This window comes from Streptomyces sp. NPDC006544, from assembly GCF_040611715.1.
Lineage (GTDB): Bacteria > Actinomycetota > Actinomycetes > Streptomycetales > Streptomycetaceae > Streptomyces.
In genome coordinates this window covers 1-19,478 of record NZ_JBEXOV010000120.1, presented here as the reverse complement: position 1 = coordinate 19,478, position 19,478 = coordinate 1, and the positions used below count along the sequence as shown (strand labels likewise).

The 19,478-nt window shown below is 72.7% G+C and carries 20 protein-coding genes; 9 read left to right on the top strand and 11 right to left on the bottom strand.

Annotated features, from left to right (window positions below):
- Positions 1-59: 59 nt before the first annotated feature.
- Complete coding sequence (locus ABZY44_RS33515; protein ID WP_356660547.1) at positions 60-818, bottom strand: ferritin-like fold-containing protein; 759 nt, start codon at positions 816-818, stop codon at positions 60-62.
- A gap of 148 nt (positions 819-966) precedes the next feature.
- Between ABZY44_RS33515 and ABZY44_RS33510 the strand changes: the two genes are divergently transcribed.
- The 3 genes from ABZY44_RS33510 to ABZY44_RS33500 all read left to right on the top strand — a co-directional run bounded on the left by ABZY44_RS33510 (position 967) and on the right by ABZY44_RS33500 (position 4,516).
- A complete protein-coding gene (locus ABZY44_RS33510; protein ID WP_356660545.1) occupies positions 967-3,279 on the top strand; it encodes a DEAD/DEAH box helicase in 2,313 nt (770 codons plus the stop codon).
- 84 nt (positions 3,280-3,363) lie between these two features.
- Positions 3,364-4,263 (top strand): alpha/beta fold hydrolase, encoded by a 900-nt coding sequence (locus tag ABZY44_RS33505; RefSeq protein WP_356660543.1) that lies wholly within the window; start codon positions 3,364-3,366, stop codon positions 4,261-4,263.
- 100 nt (positions 4,264-4,363) lie between these two features.
- On the top strand, positions 4,364-4,516 hold the full coding sequence (locus ABZY44_RS33500; RefSeq protein ID WP_356660541.1) for a hypothetical protein: 153 nt from the start codon (positions 4,364-4,366) through the stop codon (positions 4,514-4,516).
- A gap of 95 nt (positions 4,517-4,611) precedes the next feature.
- Here the strand turns inward: ABZY44_RS33500 and ABZY44_RS33495 are convergent, their stop codons facing one another.
- The 4 genes from ABZY44_RS33495 to ABZY44_RS33480 all read right to left on the bottom strand — a co-directional run bounded on the left by ABZY44_RS33495 (position 4,612) and on the right by ABZY44_RS33480 (position 7,603).
- Complete coding sequence (locus tag ABZY44_RS33495) at positions 4,612-5,217, bottom strand: MarC family protein (protein WP_356660539.1); 606 nt, start codon at positions 5,215-5,217, stop codon at positions 4,612-4,614.
- An 87-nt stretch (positions 5,218-5,304) separates the two neighbouring features.
- Positions 5,305-6,171 carry a PHP domain-containing protein gene (locus ABZY44_RS33490; protein WP_356660537.1) on the bottom strand — a complete coding sequence of 289 codons (867 nt, stop codon included), beginning with the start codon at positions 6,169-6,171 and terminating at the stop codon, positions 5,305-5,307.
- Positions 6,172-6,294: 123 nt separating this feature from the next.
- Positions 6,295-6,936 carry a DUF6758 family protein gene (locus tag ABZY44_RS33485; RefSeq protein WP_356660535.1) on the bottom strand — a complete coding sequence of 214 codons (642 nt, stop codon included), beginning with the start codon at positions 6,934-6,936 and terminating at the stop codon, positions 6,295-6,297.
- An 82-nt stretch (positions 6,937-7,018) separates the two neighbouring features.
- Entirely contained in the window at positions 7,019-7,603 is a 585-nt protein-coding gene (locus tag ABZY44_RS33480; RefSeq protein ID WP_356660533.1) for a suppressor of fused domain protein, read from the bottom strand.
- A gap of 394 nt (positions 7,604-7,997) precedes the next feature.
- Here ABZY44_RS33480 and ABZY44_RS33475 point away from each other — a divergent pair, with 394 nt between their 5' ends.
- Together ABZY44_RS33475 and ABZY44_RS33470 are read left to right on the top strand one after the other, a co-directional pair.
- Positions 7,998-9,113 carry a magnesium and cobalt transport protein CorA gene (locus ABZY44_RS33475; RefSeq protein WP_356660531.1) on the top strand — a complete coding sequence of 372 codons (1,116 nt, stop codon included), beginning with the start codon at positions 7,998-8,000 and terminating at the stop codon, positions 9,111-9,113.
- A gap of 31 nt (positions 9,114-9,144) precedes the next feature.
- A complete protein-coding gene (locus ABZY44_RS33470) occupies positions 9,145-9,663 on the top strand; it encodes a hypothetical protein (RefSeq protein WP_356660529.1) in 519 nt (172 codons plus the stop codon).
- Positions 9,664-9,715: 52 nt separating this feature from the next.
- Here ABZY44_RS33470 and ABZY44_RS33465 read toward each other — a convergent pair whose 3' ends face one another.
- Positions 9,716-10,537, bottom strand: coding sequence for a hypothetical protein (locus tag ABZY44_RS33465; protein WP_356660527.1), 822 nt, complete (start codon positions 10,535-10,537; stop codon positions 9,716-9,718).
- 168 nt (positions 10,538-10,705) lie between these two features.
- Here ABZY44_RS33465 and ABZY44_RS33460 point away from each other — a divergent pair, with 168 nt between their 5' ends.
- The 3 genes from ABZY44_RS33460 to ABZY44_RS33450 all read left to right on the top strand — a co-directional run bounded on the left by ABZY44_RS33460 (position 10,706) and on the right by ABZY44_RS33450 (position 13,955).
- Entirely contained in the window at positions 10,706-12,040 is a 1,335-nt protein-coding gene (locus tag ABZY44_RS33460; RefSeq protein WP_356660525.1) for a CBS domain-containing protein, read from the top strand.
- On the top strand, positions 12,012-12,743 hold the full coding sequence (locus ABZY44_RS33455; protein WP_356660523.1) for a DUF1003 domain-containing protein: 732 nt from the start codon (positions 12,012-12,014) through the stop codon (positions 12,741-12,743). Before ABZY44_RS33460 ends, ABZY44_RS33455 begins: the two co-directional genes overlap by 29 nt.
- 78 nt (positions 12,744-12,821) lie before the next feature.
- Positions 12,822-13,955: an Mrp/NBP35 family ATP-binding protein gene (locus ABZY44_RS33450; RefSeq protein WP_356660549.1), complete on the top strand. Its 1,134-nt coding sequence runs from the start codon at positions 12,822-12,824 to the stop codon at positions 13,953-13,955.
- A 138-nt stretch (positions 13,956-14,093) separates the two neighbouring features.
- Here the strand turns inward: ABZY44_RS33450 and ABZY44_RS33445 are convergent, their stop codons facing one another.
- The 5 genes from ABZY44_RS33445 to sigE form a co-directional block, all read right to left on the bottom strand.
- A complete protein-coding gene (locus tag ABZY44_RS33445; RefSeq protein ID WP_356660521.1) occupies positions 14,094-14,843 on the bottom strand; it encodes a hypothetical protein in 750 nt (249 codons plus the stop codon).
- A 156-nt stretch (positions 14,844-14,999) separates the two neighbouring features.
- The gene (locus ABZY44_RS33440) at positions 15,000-15,467 is read right to left on the bottom strand and encodes a sec-independent translocase (protein ID WP_356660519.1); all 468 of its coding nucleotides are present in this window, start codon (positions 15,465-15,467) and stop codon (positions 15,000-15,002) included.
- Between the two features lie 116 nt (positions 15,468-15,583).
- Positions 15,584-17,035, bottom strand: a complete 1,452-nt coding sequence (locus ABZY44_RS33435) for a trypsin-like peptidase domain-containing protein (RefSeq protein WP_356660517.1) — start codon at positions 17,033-17,035, stop codon at positions 15,584-15,586.
- 154 nt (positions 17,036-17,189) lie between these two features.
- The gene (locus ABZY44_RS33430) at positions 17,190-17,888 is read right to left on the bottom strand and encodes a zf-HC2 domain-containing protein (protein WP_356660515.1); all 699 of its coding nucleotides are present in this window, start codon (positions 17,886-17,888) and stop codon (positions 17,190-17,192) included.
- Positions 17,885-18,661 (bottom strand): RNA polymerase sigma factor SigE, encoded by a 777-nt coding sequence (gene sigE, locus ABZY44_RS33425; RefSeq protein ID WP_356660513.1) that lies wholly within the window; start codon positions 18,659-18,661, stop codon positions 17,885-17,887. Before sigE ends, ABZY44_RS33430 begins: the two co-directional genes overlap by 4 nt.
- Before the next feature lie 143 nt (positions 18,662-18,804).
- Between sigE and ABZY44_RS33420 the strand changes: the two genes are divergently transcribed.
- Positions 18,805-19,467 (top strand): class I SAM-dependent methyltransferase, encoded by a 663-nt coding sequence (locus ABZY44_RS33420; RefSeq protein WP_356660511.1) that lies wholly within the window; start codon positions 18,805-18,807, stop codon positions 19,465-19,467.
- Positions 19,468-19,478 lie beyond the last annotated feature (11 nt).

The following is a 19,478-nucleotide window of genomic DNA, read 5'->3' as shown; positions in this document are numbered from 1 at the left end:
CCCCGGCGCGGACTTCCGCGCCGGGGCCGGCGTACGTCGTCGTGAAGCGGGGGTACGGGTCAGGCGGCGAGACCCAGGGCCGCCATGCGCTTGGTGTGCGCCTTGGTGATGCGGGTGAACATCTCGCCGACGGCCGCGAGGTCGAAGCCCACCGCCATCCCGTCGACCCCGCCGACCAGCATGGTGGAGAGCGCGTCGCGCTCGGCGACCACGCGCTGCGCCTGCGACAGGGCCTCGCCCATCAGCCGGCGGGCCCACAGCGCGAGCCGGCCGCCGCAGCGCGGGTCGGCCTCGATCGCGGCGCGCACCTTCTCGACGGCGAAGCCGCCGTGGCCGGTGTCGTCGAGCACGCTCACGACGAGCCCGCGGGTGTCGGTGTCGAGGTGCGTGGCGACCTCGCGGTAGAAGTCGCTGGCGATCGAGTCCCCGACGTACGCCTTGACCAGGCCTTCCAGCCAGTCCGACGGCGCGGTCTGGCGGTGGAAGTCGTCGACGCCCTTCGCGAAGGGCTCCATGGCGGCGGTGGGGTCCACGTCGACGGCGGCGAGACGGTCGCGCAACCTCTCGAAGTGATGGAATTCGGCGGAGGCCATCTTTGCGAGCTCGGCCTTGTCGCCGAGGGTGGGCGCGAGCTTCGCGTCCTCCGCGAGGCGTTCGAAGGCCGCGAGTTCGCCGTACGCGAGCGCCCCGAGAAGGTCCACCACGGCCGCCTTGTACTGCGGTGACGCGGAGGCGGTGGCCCAGTCCTGGGCGGCGATCCCGGTTGCCTCGGCGGGGACGCCGCCGTCGGCGGGAGATGCGTTTTCAACGGTCGACATGCTCCGCACAATAGCTCGCCTAAAGGCGCCACGAACCACCTGCTCAGTCCACGTAAACGCGCCTACCTGGTGAATTCACCCAACACAGCTGCGAGATTCCGGGGTACAGTGGTAATGCGCCTGCCGAACACTCGGCGGGCCATCCCGAATGAGGATGCCCGGTCGGTGGCCCGATCGGCTCCACCCGACCGCCCTCGGCGTGATGCGTACGTTCATGCGTACCGCCTCCCACGAGGGGCCCCCTCAGCGGCATAAAGCGCCTGAGCGAAGGCTCGTGGTCCCGCGCAGCTTTGCACGGCTCCCCCAGAACCTGGGTGGGTGCAGTACTGCAAGCCCGGCACGGTACGACCCCCCTTCGCCGCCTCGCGCCGCGTCTCACAGAAGAGGCAGCACCCTGACTACGTTCCGAGACCTCGGGATCCTTCCCGAGACGGCCGAAGCCCTTGAGGCCGTCGGCATCGTGTCCCCCTTCCCGATCCAGGAGATGACCCTCCCCGTCGCCCTTTCCGGCACGGACGTCATCGGCCAGGCCAAGACCGGTACCGGCAAGACGCTCGGTTTCGGCCTTCCCCTGCTGGAGCGGGTCACCGTCCCCGCGGACGTCGAGGCGGGCCGGGCCAGGCCCGACCAGCTGACCGACGCGCCGCAGGCCCTCGTGGTGGTTCCGACCCGCGAGCTGTGCACCCAGGTCACCAACGACCTCCTGACCGCGGGCAAGGTCCGCAACGTCCGCGTCCTCGCCATATACGGCGGCCGCGCGTACGAGCCCCAGGTCGAGGCGCTCAAGAAGGGCGTCGACATCATCGTCGGCACCCCGGGCCGCCTGCTCGACCTGGCCGGGCAGAAGAAGCTCGACCTGTCGCACGTCCGGGCCCTGGTCCTGGACGAGGCCGACGAGATGCTCGACCTGGGCTTCCTGCCCGACGTCGAGCGCATCATGAACTACCTGCCGGCCAAGCGCCAGACGATGCTGTTCTCGGCGACCATGCCGGGCGCGGTCATCGGCCTGGCCCGCCGGTACATGACGCAGCCGACGCACATCCGCGCCGTCTCCGAGGACGGTGAGGGCGCGACCGTCGCCAACACCACGCAGCACGTCTTCCGTGCGCACAACATGGACAAGCCGGAGCTCGTCTCCCGCATCCTGCAGGCCGAGGGCCGCGGCCTGGCCATGATCTTCTGCCGTACCAAGCGCACGGCGGCCGACATCGCCGAGCAGCTGGAGAAGCGCGGCTTCGCCTCCGGCGCCGTCCACGGCGACCTGGGCCAGGGCGCGCGCGAGCAGGCCCTGCGCGCGTTCCGCAACGGCAAGGTCGACGTGCTCGTCTGCACCGACGTCGCCGCGCGCGGTATCGATGTCGAGGGGGTCACCCACGTCATCAACTACCAGACGCCCGAGGACGAGAAGACCTTCCTGCACCGCGTGGGCCGCACCGGCCGCGCGGGCAAGAAGGGCATCGCCGTCACCCTGGTCGACTGGGACGACATCCCGCGCTGGCAGCTGATCAACAAGGCGCTGGAGCTGGACTTCCACGACCCGGTGGAGACGTACTCCACGTCCCCGCACCTGTACGAGCTGATGAACATCCCGGCCGGCACCAAGGGCACCCTGCCGCGCTCCGAGCGCACGCGGGCGGGCCTGAAGGCCGAGAACCTCGAGGACCTGGGCGAGACCGGCGGCCGCGGTGGCCGTGGTGGCCGCGACGGCGGCCGCGACCACGGCCGTGATGGCGGCCGTGACCACGGCCGTGACGGTGGCCGTGACCACGGCCGTGACGGTGGCCGCGACGGTCGTGCGGTTGCCCCCGCCGCCGCCGCGGAGGTCGAGGAGCAGGCCGCCCGCACCCGTACGCCGCGTCAGCGCCGCCGCACCCGTGGCGGTTCCGAGGCCGGCGGCGAGGCGGTGGCCGTGGCCGCCGTCGTGGCCCCGGTCACCCCGGCTGCCTCCGTCACCCCGGCCACCCCGGTCGTCGAGGCTCCGTTCGTCGAGGCTCCGTTCGTCGAGGCTCCGGCCGTCGACGAGCCGCGCAAGCCGCGCCGCCGCCGGGCCCGGTCCGCCGCCCCGGCCGCGACCTTCGTCACGGCGCTGGAACCCCTGGCTCCGCGGGTGCCCCCGGCCCCGGAACCCGACTTCCAGATGGCGCCGCTGGTCGAGCCGGTCCGCCCGGCGCGCCGCACCGCCGTCCGCGCCCCGCGCAAGGCGGTCGCGACTCCGGTCGTCGAGGTCGTCGCCCAGGCCGCCGTCGTCGTCGAGGCTCCGGCGGCCCCGGCCGCCGCCGTCGTCACGGAGGAGGCTCCGGTCAAGCCGAAGCGCACGCGGACCCGCAAGGTCGCCGCTGCCGCCCCGGTCGCCGAAGCCGCCGCCGAGACCGCCGCCCCGGCGGCCGAAGAGGCTCCGGTCAAGCCGAAGCGCACGCGGACCCGCAAGGTCGCGGCCCCGGTGGAGACCACCGAGGCGTAACCGCGCTCTTTCGAGGGCCCCGCTCCCCTTCCCAGGGGGGCGGGGCCCTCGTCGTACAGCCGTACGGGCCGGTAACCTCGGGCCATGAGCAAGCCGCCGACCCTCAGCCTGCCGCCCACGGGGCGCGCGTACCGCCTGGACACCGCCCGCGGCGAGTTCGCCGTGCAGGAGGCCGGGCCGCACGCCGGCACGCCGGTGCGCGGCACCGCCCTGCTGGTGCCCGGCTACACCGGCAGCAAGGAGGACTTCATCGGCCTCCTGGGACCGCTGGCCGCCGCCGGGTACCGGGTGGTCGCGGTGGACGGGCGCGGCCAGTACCAGAGCGGCGGCCCGCGCACGCACGAGCCGTACGCCCTGCAGGAGCTGGCCCGCGACGTGCTCGCGCAGACGGCGGCCCTGGGCTCGGACGGCCCGGTGCACCTGCTCGGGCACTCGCTGGGCGGGCTGATCGTACGGGCGGCCGTGGTGCGGGACCCGGCTCCGTACGCGAGCCTCACGCTGCTGAGCAGCGGTGCGGGCGCGGTGTGCGAGGAGCAGCGGGCCCGTACGAAGATGCTCGTCTCCGCGCTGGAGCTGATGGGCGACGACATGCCGGGCATCTGGACCGCGATGCGCGCGATGGATCCGCGCGACGCGGTCCCCGACTCCCCCGAGGTCGCCTCGTTCCTGCGCGACCGGTGGGTGGGGACGGTTCCGGAGCAGCTGATCGTCACCGGCCGGGCGCTGATCGGCGAGCCGGACGGGATCGACGAGCTGGCGGCCGCGGCGCCGGGGCTGGCGAAGCTGGTGCTCTCGGGGGCGTCGGATCCGGTGTGGCCGGTGTCGGAGATGGACGGCATGGCGCGGCGGCTGGGCGCGGCGCGGGTGGTCGTCCCGGGGACGGAGCACTCGCCGAACGCGGAGGACCCGGCGTCCACCGCGGCGGCGCTGGCGGCGTTCTGGGACTCCTGCGACGGCCCCTCTACCGACTCCTGTACCAGTTAGTAGTTAGACAGTGAAAAAATTTCCTTAGCGTAGGGAATGTTTGCGGCTTACACTTCGTTAACCCTGTACAAGGAGAAACACTGACGAAGGGAGAAGCCCCATGCGCTTCGAGATTCTGCGCCTGGACGACGTCGACGGGTCCGCCGTGGACAGCACCGTCGTGGACGCGGCCTCCGTCAACCGGATCGTGCAGCAGGCCGCGGCCATCGGCCAGCGCATCCTGATCCGACCGGCCGAGACCGCGTCCAACTGACGGACCGACGTCCACCCCCACCGAACCGATCGCCCCCGCACCGACTTCCGGTGCGGGGGCGTTCGCATGCGCGGCGGCGGGCGGGGCCACGGGCGCTAGGACGTGTGGATGACCTGGAGCACGCCGTTGATGATCTGCTGGACGGCGATGGCGGAGAGCATCATGCCCGCGAGCCGGGTCACGAGGACGACACCGCCGTCCTTGATCACGCGGATGATGACCAGCGAGTACCGCATCACCACCCACAGCACGACGTGCATCGCGACGATCGCGGACCAGACCGATACCTGACCGGTCAGCCCGTCGGCCTTCTGCACCGCCAGGATCACCGACACGATCGCCCCGGGTCCGGCGAGCAGCGGCATGCCCAGCGGGACGAGCGCGACGTTCACGTCCTTGGTCTGCGTCGGTTCGTCGGCCTTGCCCGTGAGCAGGTCGAGCGCGATGAGCAGGAGCAGCAGGCCGCCCGCGATCATCAGCGCCGGCACGGAGACGTGCAGGTAGTCCAGGATCTGCTGGCCGCAGATGCCGAAGACCGCGATGACCCCGAAGGCGACGCAGACGGCCTGCCAGGCCATGCGGCGCTGCACCTTGGCGGGCCGGCCGGAGGTCAGGGCGAGGAAGATGGGCGTGATCCCCGGGGGGTCCATAATCACAAAAAGCGTGAGAAACAGGGATCCGAAGACGGCGAAATCGAGCACAGTGATGCCTTGCAGGAGAGGGGTGTCACGAAAAGGGGGAAGAGCGGCGCGGTGAGGTGCGCCGTGTCGGTGGAGCGGCGGCAGCGGTCAGCCGCGTACGCGTCCACCCGCGCCGGGGACGGGGAACGCCCCGGTGGCCCGGCGGGTGATCTCGCCGTAGATCTCGGGGTCGGTCGTGTGGTCCCCGAGGCGGCAGGTCTTGCGGCTGCCGTGGTAGTCGCTCGACCCGGTGGTGAGGAGACCGAGGTCTCCGGCCAGGCCGCGCAGGCGCGCGCGGGTGGCGGAGTCGTGGTCCATGTGGTCGACCTCGATGCCGTCGAGGCCCGCGGCGGCGAGCGCGGCTATGGCCGCCTCCGGGACACACGCGCCGCGCTTGACGGCGGCGGGGTGCGCGAAGACGGTGACCCCGCCGGCCGCCTTGACCAGGCGGATCGCGTCGAAGGGGTCGAGCTCGTGCTTCTGCGCGTACGCCCGGCCGCCGTCGGCGAGCCACTGCGCGGTGAACGCGTCGGACACGGTGCGGACGACGCCGAGCTCGACGAGCGCGGTGGCGATGTGCGGCCGTCCGACCGAGCCCTCACCGGCGATCCGGTCCACCTGCTCCCAGGTGACGGGGACGCCGAGGGCCTGCAGTTTGCCGACCATGGCCTGGGCGCGGGGGGTGCGGTCGTCGCGTACGAGCTCCCGCTCGCGGGAGAGCTCGGGCTCTTCGGGGTCGAAGAGGTAGGCGAGCATGTGCAGCCCGATGCCGTCGAGGCGGCAGCTGAGTTCGGCGCCGGTGACGAGGGTCAGCCCCTCGGGAAGCGCCGCGATCGCCTCGCGGTGGCCGCTCACGGTGTCGTGGTCGGTCAGCGCGACGACGTCGAGCCCGGCGGCGGCCGCGTTGCGGACCAGCTCGGCGGGGGTGTCGGTGCCGTCCGAGAACGTGGAGTGGGCGTGCAAATCGATGCGCACAGCCGAGCTCCAGGGTTCACACGCGGACGGGGGACGCTCCAGGATACCGTCCGTCCGGGGGCGGCGGAGCGAGGCCGGTGCGGCGCCCCGGCCTCGAGCCGCGCGAGCCGCGCGAGCCGCGCGTCAAGGGGAGATGATGCGCGGGCTGAGCGCGCCGCAGGGCAGGAGCTCTATCTCGGCTCCCGCGTCGCGCAGGTCCGTCAGCACGAGCTCGTCGTACATCAGGAGCCCCGACTGCTCCGGCCAGACGATGGCCCACAGCCACAGCCCGCGGGCCTCCCCGGCGAAGACGGCACGGTCGTCCGGGGCCCCCTTGACGTGCCACAGCGGCGTCAGGCGCCCCGCGGCGACGACCTTCGCCTGCGGCGGGGCGGAGACGTCCATGTAGGAGCCCGGATCGGGCGCGTCGATGCCCGCGAAGCGCGCGCCCAGGCCGACGCCCAGCTCCTCCGCGATCAGCACCAGCTCGCCGATGCCGCCGAGCGGGCCGGGGCCGGAGCAGGCCACGGCCGTGGCCCGGCCGCCGCTGCGGTCGTCACCGGCGGCCGCGATCCCGGTGAAGAGCCATCCGACGGGCAGGGGCCACGGCATCCACACCGGTACCTGTGCCCGGTTCACCACGACGCCGAGGCCTTCGACGCTCGGCGGGATCACGGGCTGCAAGGGGTGCACGGCGCCGTGCTCCGCGCACTGCCAGGAGTCGGCGAAGAGTCCGGGCGCCCTGACCCGGCCACCACACTTCGGGCAACTCGGTTCGCCCCTCATAGGAAGCCACGCTCCTCCCCGCCGGGCGCCCCGTCAAGACGCGATCACCCGTCCGGGCGGCCGGATGTCCCGGCGGTCCCGCTCAGTCCAGCGCCACAGCCGTACGCAGAGGGTCCCGCAGATCCGTGCCGCGCGCGAGCCAGCGTTCCTGGAGGGCCGCCGCGCCGTGCACCCGTTTCCACGCCGCCTCGTTCGCCGTCATCGGCAGGAGCGGGAAGAAGGCCACCGGACCCATGGGGGCCTCCAGCTCCACGTCCTCGACCAGCCCGCCCGGCTCGGCCACCAGCACCGAGGTGAACGGCGCCCCCTCCCACAGGGGTTCCCCCACGTCGAGCGAGGCTCCGGGCGCCACGACCAGCCCCTCCACCTGGGGCGAGGCCCCCAGTACCGCCAGCGGCCGCAGCAGTTTGTCGGTGGGCGCCAGTCCGCCCCGTACGGTCAGCACGAGTTCCGCCCGCGGCCCCCGCAGGGGATCGGCGACCACGACCGTGGGGTCGGCCATCGGATGGGCGGACATGCCGAGGGTCGCGTAGCGCACGAGGTCCCCCTCGGTGAAACGGAGGATCTCGATGCGGTCGGTGCCCAGGAAGGTGACGGCGGCGCGGGCGTCGGGTTCACCGAACGAGGCACGCAGCCGGGCTTCCACGAGGGCCAGAATTTCTGCCATGGAGCGAGCATAGAACTCGTATCAGCCGGGTAAAGGGCGGGTCTTGACCATCCGTCGGCTGTTATCGTTGACCGTTGGTCGGGGACGCTCTCAGAAGAGAAGTCTCAGTGCCCCGGCGACAGGACGTCCCCTACGGGGGACCGGCCGGAGGAGGTGGGGCTGCGGTGGATCGAAGTCGATCGTGCAGTACCAATCGCTCTTCCACTTCGCGCACGGGCATCCCGCGTCCCCGTTGATCCCCTTTCCGGGATCAGTCGAAGAGCGACGGCAGAACTCATGTCCTCCCGTCCTGTTCCTTCCGCCTGCCCCGGGCCTGCCGGCCGCGGCGACGGCGTCACCCGGAAGGGACCTCCCACCCGTACGGTCCGCAGCCGTGCGCGCGAAGGAGCCTGCCATGTCGATGCTGCCCTATCTCCGTGCCGCCGTCCGTCCGGCGCTGCGCAGGTCCACCCCCGCCCAGCCCGGCTACGACACCACCCGCGACCCGTCGGCCGGCACCGCCGTCGTCGACTGCGCGGTGTACCGCGACGGCCGACGCGCCCTGGGAGCGGGCCGCCTGACGCCCCGTGAGGCGATGCGCCAGGTCCGCCAGGACGGGGGGTTCGCGTGGATCGGCCTGCACGAGCCGACCGAGAGCGAGTTCGCCGGCATCGCCGCCCTGTTCGGCCTGCACCCGCTCGCCGTCGAGGACGCGGTCCACGCCCACCAGCGGCCGAAGCTCGAGCGCTACGACGACACCCTCTTCACCGTCTTCAAGACGATCCACTACGTGGAGCACGCCGAACTCACCGCGACCAGCGAGGTCGTGGAGACCGGTGAGGTGATGTGCTTCACCGGCCCCGACTTCGTCATCACCGTCCGGCACGGCGGCCAGGGGTCCCTCAAGGGCCTGCGCCACCGCCTCCAGGACGATCCGTCGCTCCTCGAGAAGGGCCCCTCGGCCGTCCTGCACTCCCTCGCCGACCACGTGGTGGACGGCTACATCGCCGTCGCCTCGGCCGTCCAGGACGACATCGACGAGGTGGAGAGCGAGGTGTTCGCCGGCCCCGCCAAAGGCGCCGGGCGCGGCGGCGACGCGGGCCGCATCTACCAGCTCAAGCGCGAGGTCCTGGAGTTCAAGCGGGCCGTCTCCCCGCTCCTGCGGCCCATGGAACTGCTCAGCGAGCGCCCGATGCGGCTGGTGGACCCGGACATCCAGAAGTACTTCCGCGACGTCGCCGACCACCTGGCGCGGGTCCACGAGCAGGTCGTCGGCTTCGACGAGCTGCTGAACTCGATCCTCCAGGCCAACCTGGCGCAGGCGACCGTCGCGCAGAACGAGGACATGCGCAAGATCACCTCCTGGGCGGCGATCATCGCCGTACCGACGATGATCTGCGGCGTGTACGGGATGAACTTCGAGAACATGCCGGAGCTGCACTGGCGCTACGGCTATCCGATGGTGATGGCCGCCATCGCCGGAAGCTGCTTCACCATCCACCGGGCCCTGCGCCGCCACGGCTGGCTGTAGCCGCGCGACCGCCCCTGGCTACCCTGTGCGCATGACTCTCAGCGCGCTCGAACTGGCCCTCGTCGAGGAGGCCACCAAGAAGTCCGGCCTCATCTGGGTCCGCGGCTCCGGGCCCGACCGCGGCCTGTGGCACGCCTGGGTGGACGGCGCGGCGCACGTACTGGGTGACGGGCCCGGGGAGCAGCCGTTCCCGGGGCTCGCGGACGGGGCGGCCGCCGAGGTCACCGTGCGCAGCAAGGACAAGGGCGGCCGGCTCGTCGCGTGGACGGCGGCCGTGCGCGAGCTCGTGCCCGGCAGCGAGCCGTGGGAGGCCGCGGTGGCCGAACTCAAGGGCAAGCGGCTCAACGCGCCCGACTCGGCCGAGATGACCGCGCGCTGGGCCCGCGAGTGCCGGCTGCTGCGTCTGGAGCCGCGGTCCGTGCGGGACGGGCTCCCGGACGGGTCGCTGGCCGCGGCTCCGCTGGACTCCCCGGCGACGACCCGGCGGGCCGCGCCGGCCGCGCTGCCGAAGCTGCTGCTGAAGCGCAAGAAGGCGGCCCGCACCCGATAGCCGAAGGGGCGGCCGCAGGCGGGGCCGGGCCGGCCGGGCCGGGCGGGAGCGGTCAGCCCTTCGGGGCGGTGCCCTGGCCGGAGCCCTTGGGCGCGGGCTGGGTGGAACCCGAACCCGTCCCCTGCCCCTGCCCCTGCCCCGTCCCCTGCCCCTTGGTCGTCGGCAGCTGGGACCCGTAGTCCACCGTCTGGTCCTGTGCGGGCGGGTTCAGCTCGACCGGCTTGCCCCAGTCCTCGAGGACCACCCGGCCGGCGCCGCCCGCGCGTTCCATGAGCAGCGGGTAGGGGGTGCCCTCCAGGGAGACCGAGAGTTTGCCGCCCGCGCCCTCCTCCGCCGTGACCTGGACGGCCCGGGTGTGCCCGACCTTGCTGTAGCCGCCCTTGGCGAGCTTCCCGTCGAGTCCGAGGAGCCCGTCGAGGAGCACGTGCATGTCGGTGAACCCGCGGAACTGCTTGTACGAGGGGTCGGCCTCGGGCACTTTCACGAACTTGTCGCCGAGCTTGCCGGCCGCCTCGGACTGGCCCCAGAACTTGGCGCCCGCCTTGAGGTAGAGCTGCTCCCCCACCCGCAGCAGCTGGAAGGTGGTGTCGTCCTGCGCCTTCACCTCGCCGGAGCCGCCGTCGGCCCCCAGGCGCATGTCGAGGGTGAAGGACTTGCCGCCGCTGACGAGGGCGCCGGACAGGTGCACCGACCGGGCCTCCGTGGCCGCCGCCTTCGCCTTGGTCTCGATCTGCTCGGCGGAGAGCTTCCCGACGCCGTTCGTCCCCTCGTCCGGATCCGCACCGCACCCCGTTGCGACGACGGCCAGGCCCGCGCACAGGGCACCGACGAAGGTGGCCCGGCGCAGCCGTACGGCGGGGAAATAGGCGGTCACGGGCAGGTGCCTCTCGTCGTTCCTCTGCGGGCAGCTGGCAGCGTACCCGGCGCTGCGCCCGCCCCCGCGCGGACCGCCCCACCAGGAGGTTGCGGCGGGCACGGGCTAACCTGAGGGACGGCAGTACCGGTGATCGACGGATGACGCACGCTCGTAGGAGGCGCTCGGATGGCAGCAGGCGCCCCACGGATCTTCGTCTCGCATCTGTCGGGTGTGCCCGTCTTCGACCCCAACGGCGACCAGGTCGGCCGCGTGCGCGACCTCGTCGCGATGCTCCGGGTGGGCGGGCGGCCGCCCAGGCTGCTCGGGCTGGTGGTCGAGGTCGTGAGCCGGCGGCGGATCTTCCTGCCCATGACCCGGGTGACGGGCGTCGAGTCCGGCCAGGTCATCACCACGGGCGTCGTGAACATGCGGCGCTTCGAACAGCGCCCCACGGAACGGCTGATCCTCGGTGAGCTGCTGGACCGGCGCGTGCGCCTGGTCGCCGGCGGCGAGGAGGTCACCGTCCTGGACGTGGCCATCCAGCAGCTGCCGGCCCGCCGGGACTGGGAGATCGACCGGATCTTCCTGCGCAAGGGCAAGTCGGGCGCGCTGCGCCGCCGCGGCGAGACCCTGACCGTGGAGTGGTCGGCGGTCACGGGCTTCTCGCTGGAGGAGCACGGGCAGGGCGCCGAGAACCTGGTCGCCACCTTCGAGCAGATGCGCCCGGCGGACGTGGCGAACGTCCTGCACCACCTGACGCCCAAGCGGCGCGCCGAAGTGGCGAACGCCCTCGACGACGACCGGCTCGCGGACGTCATGGAGGAGCTGCCCGAGGACGAGCAGGTGGAGATCCTCGGGAAGCTGAAGGAGGAGCGCGCGGCCGACGTCCTGGAGGCGATGGACCCGGACGACGCGGCCGACCTGCTCTCCGAGCTCCCGGAGGACGACAAGGAGCGGCTGCTGACGCTGATGCGGCCGGACGACGCGGCCGACGTGCGGCGTCTGCTGTCGTACGAGGAGAACACCGCGGGCGGTCTGATGACGACGGAGCCGATCGTGCTGCGGCCCGACGCGACGGTCGCGGACGCGCTGGCCCGCGTACGGCAGGCGGACCTGTCGCCGGCGCTGGCGGCGCAGGTGTACGTGTGCCGGCCGCCGGACGAGACGCCGACGGGCAAGTACCTGGGCACGGTGCACTTCCAGCGGCTGCTGCGCGACCCCCCGTTCACGCTGGTCAGCTCGATCGTGGACACCGGCCTGCCGCCGCTGCGGCCGGACGCACTGCTGCCGGTGGTGACCAGCTACCTGGCCGCGTACAACATGGTCGCGGTGCCCGTCGTCGACGAGAGCGGCTCGTTGCTGGGCGCGGTCACGGTGGACGACGTACTGGACCACCTGCTGCCGGACGACTGGCGGGAGACGGACTTCCATTCGGAGAGCGCCGAGGAATCCTGGCAGTCCGGGGACCGCGAGGGCTCCGGGGAACCCGAGGATGCGGAGGGGGTCGCACGTGGCCACTGAGCGGGGGCGCGGCGACCAGGCCGCGCGCGAGAGGCGGCGCGAGCAGATCCGCGAGCAGCGCGAGCAGGCACGGCTGCGGGCGCGCGAGCACGGTCTGCCCGCGGAAGCGCGGGACCGTTCTTCCGACCGGTCCTCGGAATCGTCGCGCGAGCGCGCGAAGGGCGGCCCGTCGGGGTCGTCCACCGGGTCGAGCGCGCTGACGCGCTCGCGCGCGCGCCTCGACCTGCCGCGCCCGGCGCGCCGGCGGCTGCTGCCCGAATACGACCCGGAGGCGTTCGGGCGGCTGTCGGAGCGGGTGGCGCGGTTCCTCGGCACGGGCCGGTTCATCGTCTGGATGACCGTCGTCGTCGTCGTCTGGGTGCTGTGGAACACCTTGGCCCCCGCGGCACTGCGCTTCGACACGTACCCCTTCATCTTCCTGACGCTGATGCTGTCGCTGCAGGCTTCCTACGCTGCCCCGCTGATCCTTCTCGCGCAGAACCGGCAGGACGACCGGGACCGGGTCAACCTCGAACAGGACCGCAAGCAGAACGAGCGCTCGCTGGCCGACACGGAGTACCTGACCCGGGAGATCGCGGCCCTGCGGATGGGTCTGGGCGAGGTCGCCACGCGTGACTGGATCCGGTCCGAGTTCCAGGACCTGATCAAGGAGATGGACGAGCGGCGCCTATTCCCGGCCGAGAGTGACGAAGGCGACCGCTAGCAGGCTTTCCTGCGGCCTGCCACTGCGCCGTACCATCGGGGCATGGCTACCGACACAAGCTCCGCCACCGACGCCGCCGTGCCCGAGCAGGACGCGATCCTGGACGCGCTGGCGACGGTGAACGACCCCGAGATCCACCGGCCGATCACCGAGCTCGGCATGGTCAAATCGGTGGACGTCGGTGACGGCGGCGCCGTGGCCGTCACGGTGCTCCTGACGGTGTCGGGCTGCCCCATGCGCGAGACGATCACCACGCTCGTCACCGAGGCCGTCCAGCGGGTCCCCGGCGTCACCTCGGTCGTCGTCACGCTGGACGTGATGAGCGACGAGCAGCGCAAGGACCTCGCCACGACCCTGCGCGGCGGCACCGCCGAGCGCGAGGTCCCCTTCGCCAAGCCCGGCTCGCTGACCCGCGTCTACGCGGTCGCCTCCGGCAAGGGCGGCGTCGGCAAGTCCTCGGTGACCGTCAACCTGGCGGCCGCGATGGCCGCCGACGGCCTCAAGGTCGGCGTGGTCGACGCCGACATCTACGGCCACAGCGTGCCGCGCATGCTCGGCGTGGAAGGCCGCCCCACCCAGGTCGAGAACATGATCATGCCGCCGTCCGCGCACGGCGTGAAGGTCATCTCCATCGGCATGTTCACCCCGGGCAACGCGCCCGTGGTCTGGCGCGGCCCGATGCTGCACCGGGCGCTGCAGCAGTTCCTGGCCGACGTGTTCTGGGGCGACCTGGACGTACTGCTGCTGGACCTGCCCCCGGGCACGGGCGACATCGCGATCTCCGTGGCACAGCTGGTGCCGAACGCCGAGATCCTCGTCGTGACCACCCCGCAGCAGGCGGCGGCCGAGGTCGCGGAGCGCGCCGGCTCGATCGCCGTGCAGACGCACCAGAAGATCGTCGGCGTCGTCGAGAACATGTCCGGGCTGCCCTGCCCGCACTGCGACGAGATGGTCGACGTCTTCGGCTCGGGCGGTGGCCAGAAGGTGGCCGACGGCCTCACGAAGACGGTCGGCGCGAACGTGCCGGTGCTCGGCTCGATCCCGATCGACGTCCGGCTGCGCGAGGGCGGCGACGACGGCACGCCGGTCGTCCTGTCCGACCCGGAGTCCCCGGCCGGCGCGGCCCTGCGCGCCATCGCGGGCAAGCTGGGCGGCCGCGCCCGCGGCCTGGCGGGCCTCTCCCTGGGCATCACGCCGCGCAACAAGTTCTGACGGGTGGCGCGGGCCGTCGTTCCGACGGGCCGCGCAGCGTGAAGGGCACCGCCGGCCGGCGGTGCCCTTTCCCGTGGCGTACGACCTGGAGTACGGCCCGGCGTACGGGTAGGGGCACCCGTACGCCGTCCCCTCGTCCTATTCGTACGCGCCGAGATCCGCGATCGCCGAGAACCCGATCCCGTACGCGCTCATGCCCCGGCCGTACGCGCCCAGGTGCACCCCGCTCCCGGTCGAGCCGGCGAGGACCCACCCGAACTCCGATTCACGGTAGTGGAAGACCGTCGGCTCCCCGTCCACCGGCAGGGACAGCGTCGACCAGTCCTCGCCGTCGAGCGCGTCCGCCAGCTCCCACGCCGCCTCCGTCTGCTGGTCGAGCCAGTCGTCGCGCAGGGTGTGGTCCATCTGGCCGGGCCAGCTGTAGGCCAGTAGCCCGGAGCCGGCCAGCCAGGCCGCCGAGGAGACCGAGGTGGCCTCCAGGACCCCGGTGCCGTCGCCGCTGCGGCGCAGCGGGTTGCTCGCGACGGTGACGACCACCGCGAAGCGCTCCTTCTCGCCGGTGGCGATCTCCCCCCGGGCGGAGGGCTCGTCGCCGTGCCCCGTCGATCCGTGCTCCACGCTGCCGTCCGCGCCGGTGCCCACCTGCATGAGCCAGCGGGCGCCGGTGAAGGCCTCGTCCAGCCCGTACCAGGGGAAGTCGGCCCGGAGGTAGCCCTCCGCCGTCCGGCGGGCCGCCGGTACGGGTGCTGCGGCTGCCTCCTGGGGCAGCTGTGGATGCTCCTGGGGCGCCGTCTGCGGGGGTGCGGTCTGGGGCGCGGTCGTCGCGGGGGGCGCCGTCGTGGCGTCCGCGGGCTGCGTGCCCACCCTGCTGCTGCTCGTCGTCTCCATCTGCGCGGCCTCTCGTTCCGTGGGGTCCGGAACGGCCCTCCCCCCAGCGTCGCTGGGGGGACCCGCCCCTCGGGCGTCCTGGGTCCGGACTCATGGAGGATAGCCATCCGGCCCCGGATCGCCCGGCAGACAGGCGCGCGAGTGGTGCCGGGTGACTCAGGTGGCGTCCGCGTCGTAGGCCGCGCGCCGCTCCTGCGCCGGGGCGGCGGGCTGCTTCTTCACCATGTCCGGGCCGGCGGCCGGCGCGGGCGTGGCGCCGTCCCCGGTGGTCACGGCCGGAACCGGGTCGGGGGCCTCGGCGGCCTCCTTGCCGTTGACGGCGTCGGTGACCTCGTTGAGCTCCTTGCGGAGGTCGAAGCTGCTGCGGATGTCCTTGAGGTCCTCGTTCTCCGACAGCTGCTTGCGGATGAACGTCTTCGGGTTGAGGTCCTCGAACTCGAAGTCCTTGAATTCCGGGCCGAGTTCGGAGCGGATGTCCTGCTTCGCACTGTCCGAGAACGCCCGGATCTTCCGGATGACGCCCGTGACGTCCTGAATGACCTTGGGCAGCTTCTCCGGGCCGAAGATGAGAATGGCCAGCACTACGATCGTGACCAGCTCGAGTGCGCCTATGTCGTTGAACACCTTGCCGCTCCTCGGCTCTCTCCGGCCAACTTCGGGTCAGACCCGACACACGGTACCCGGCCGGGTCCGCGGGCCCCTACATCAGGACCGGCTTTGGCCCACCGGTCAGCCATCCGTCATGACCCGTTCGCCGAACCGAGGACCACTTCCAGCGTGCGCTCGGCGCCGTCCCGCAGCACGGTCAGGGTGAGGGGGTCGCCCGGCCGGTGGGCACGGATCTTGATGACGAGCTCGTCGCCGCCGTGTACGCGGACCCCGTCCACCTTGGTGATCACGTCACCGGGCTTGATCCCGGCGGCGGCTCCCGGCCCGCCTGCGGTGACGGCCGGCTTCCCGCCCTCACCCTTCTCCCCCACCCGGGCGCCGTCGCCGGAGTACTCCATGTCGAGGGTGACGCCGATGACGGGGTGCGTGGCGCGGCCGGTGCGCATGAGCTCCTCGGCGACGCGCTTGCCCTGGTTCACGGGGATGGCGAAGCCGAGCCCGATGCTGCCGCGCTGGGAGCCGGAGCTGTCGCCGCCGTCGCCGCCGCGGATGGCGCTGTTGATCCCGATGACCTGGCCTCCGGCGTCGAGGAGCGGGCCGCCGGAGTTGCCGGGGTTGATCGGTGCGTCGGTCTGGAGGGCGTCGACGTAGCTGACGTCGCTGCCGTCCCCCTTGTCGCCGCCCGCGGTGATGGGGCGGCCGGTGGCGCTGATGATGCCCGCGGTGACGGTGTTGGAGAGGTCGAAGGGGGCGCCGATGGCCACGACGGGATCGCCGACCTTGACGTTCTCGGAGTTCCCGAGGGCCAGGGGCCGCAGCCCCCGCACCCCGGTGACCTTGACGACGGCCAGGTCGTAGCCGGTGTCGCCGCCGACGAGTTCGGCGGCGACGCTCTCGCCGGTGCTGAAGGTGACCGTTATGTTCCGGGCTCCGTGGACGACGTGGTTGTTGGTGAGGATGTGGCCCTGCGCGTCGAGGACGAAGCCGGTGCCGGTCGAACTGCTCGTCGCGCCGTTCACGTGCAGGGTGACCACGCCCGGCAGTGCGGAGGCGGCGATGCCGGCGACGCTTTCGGGGGCCCGGCCCTTGTCGGCCGCGGGGGCGGCCTGCGGGAGTTCCAGCCGCGTGTTGGCCTGCCGCTCGGCGAGGACGCCCACGTAGCCGCCGATGCCGCCGGCGAGGAGGGCGGCCCCGAGGCCGATGACCAGCCCCTGCCGGAACCCGGGGCGGCGGGACCCCGCCTTGCCGTGGTCCACGCCGTGCAGCGGCCGCGCGGCCCACGGGTCGTACCGCGGGTCCGCGTCCGCGTCCGGTGTCAGGTCCGCGTCCGCGTCCGGCGCCGGGTCCGCGTCCGCGTCCGTGCCCGTACCGGTGTCGGCTCGTGGAGCCGGTACGGCCGCCTCGTGCGCCTCGGCCGGGCCCTCGGGCCGGCTCCACCAGCGCGGCTGCCGGGGCGCTGAGCCGCCCGGCGCACCGTGGGCGGGCGGCGGGGAGGCCTGCGCCGGGGCCGGGGCCTCGTCGGCCGGGGCCTGGGCCACGTCCCGGGCCGGAGCCGCCGGATCGGTCTGCTGACTGTCGGACATGGGCGCTCCCCGCGTACCTGTCTCCGCCGGCCGCCCGCAGCGGCACCATCTGGCGCAGATTCAACCAGGTCCCCCGGCCGGGCCGGCCCGGCGGCCCGAAAAGAGCGCCCTCCGGGGTCAGCCGGTCGCGACGGGACCGGCGCCCGGCACGGCGCTACCGGGACAGGGAGACCGGGTGGGCCGAGGCCGAGGCCGAGGCGGGGGGCGGGGAGGTCGGGACGAGAGGTGCGGCCCCCGAGAGGCTCGGGACGACGCCCGGACTCGGGATGCGGTTCTCCCGGGCCACCGCGTCGAAGACCGGTACCACCGGACCGGTTCGCGCGGCGGGGGCCTCGCCCCTCGCGTTGGGCTCGATCGCGTCCAACGGGAGGGAGCCGCCCAGCGCGATCGCGGCGAGCGACACCGCCCCGGCGGCCACGAAGGCCAGCCGGCGCCGCGAGCGGCCCACCTCGTGGACCGGGAAGCCCCGCTGCGGTGCGACCGCCGCCGCGGCCGCGGAGGGTGCGTAGCCGAACGACGAGAAGGGATCGGCCGCCGACGGCGGACCGAAGGGACCGGACGGACCGGACGGGCCGGACATGCCGTCAGGACTTCCGCCCGGCAGCCCCTGGAGGCGCGCCAGCAGCCCCGCGGACAGCGGGGGCGGCGCACTCTCCACGAACAGGGTCTTCAGGCGCCGCTGCGCGTCGGCCTCGGCCTTGCACTTGGGACACGTCGCCAGGTGCGCCAGCACCCTCTCGCGCACGTCGTGGCTCAGCTCCCCGTCCACGAGGGCGGCGAGCCGGTCTCCCAGATGCTGTTCGGCGGAGGAGGCCCGTTCAGCGGGCGACGGTGACGGACTGATGCCGCTCACTCGGCTCCGCCCTCCCCGCCGCCGGGCGCTCCCACCGCGACCCCGGCCAGCGCGCGCTGCTCGGCACGGGCCTCGGGAGACCGGTGCTTGAGCGCCTTGCGCAGGTGCGAACGGCCCCGGTGGATACGGCTGCGCACGGTGCCGAGCTTGACGCCGAGCGTGGCGGCGATCTCCTCGTAGGACAGGCCCTCGATGTCGCACAGCACCACGGCCGCACGGAACTCGGGGGCAAGGGTGTCCAGCGCCTGCTGCACGTCCGCGTCGAAGTGGGTGTCGTGCAGCACCTGCTGGGGGGACGGCTCACGGCTCGGCAGCCGCTCGGCGGCGTCGTCGGCGAGCGCGTCGAAACGGATCCGCTGCTTGCGGCGGACCATGTCCAGGAACAGGTTCGTGGTGATCCGGTGCAGCCAGCCCTCGAAGGTGCCGGGCGTGTAGGTGGAGAGGGAGCGGAAGACGCGGACGAACACTTCCTGCGTCAGGTCCTCGGCGTCGTGCTGGTTGCCCGTCAGCCGGTAGGCGAGACGGTAGACCCGCGCACTGTGCGTGCTGACGATCTCCTCCCACGAGGGAGGGGTCCACGCCTGGGAGCCCGCATCGGCGGCAAAGGTCGCGGTGGTTGCGGTGTCTACGGTGCGGAAACGGTCAGCAATGTCGGTCACGGATTTCGGCTCACCGGCCGACCAGAAGAGGCGTCGGAGGACACCCCCACGATCCACAGGCGCAGCCGCACCTCCCCTGTCGGCTCTGGTGGTGTCCAGCGGATTCCCTACCATAGCCACCCCTCCCGTCAGCTCCGGATAAGTATTTTTGCAGTAACTTTGCACGGGGCTTTGGTCCCGGACCGCCCTTGCGTCTCTACTGCTCTCAACGCCCGGTCCCATCTGCGGGTTCCCGACTCCAGCGGATACAGTCACCGTTGCGCCAACTATGGGGACAGGAGAGGGTCATTAGCGGCAACCGGCAGACGAGCTGGGCGTTCGCCGACGCGTTTGTCGCCGAAGACGACGCTCTGCGATGGGCCCGCGACCGGTCCAGGGAAGCGGGCCTGCGCTCCGTGTCCCCCGGAACCGGGGCAGCGCTGCGCCTGCTCGCCGCCACCGCGGACGCCAAGGCGGTCGCCGAGATCGGTACGGGAACGGGTGTGTCCGGCATCCACCTCCTGCACGGAATGCGCGCGGACGGGGTGCTGACCACCGTGGATCCCGAACCCGACCGGCAGGCCTTCGCCCGTCAGGCCTTCCGCGCCGCCGGCTTCGCGGGCAACCGCGCCCGCTTCATCCCGGGCCGCGCGCTCGACGTCCTGCCGCGTCTCGCCGACGGCGGATACGACCTGGTCTTCTGCGACGGGGACCCGACCGAGTCCCTCGACTACCTCGCTGAATCGTTGCGCCTGTTGCGCCCCGGCGGCCTGGTCTGCTTCGAGGGAGTCTTCTCCGACGGCCGCACGGTCGACTCCGCGGCCCAGCCGCCGGAGGTCCTGCGCGTCCGTGAACTGCTCCGCGGCGTCCGCGAGAGCCCCGCCCTGGAAGCGGCCCTGCTCCCGGTGGGCGACGGCCTCCTGTGCGCGGTCCGCCGCTGAGGCCGTTCCCC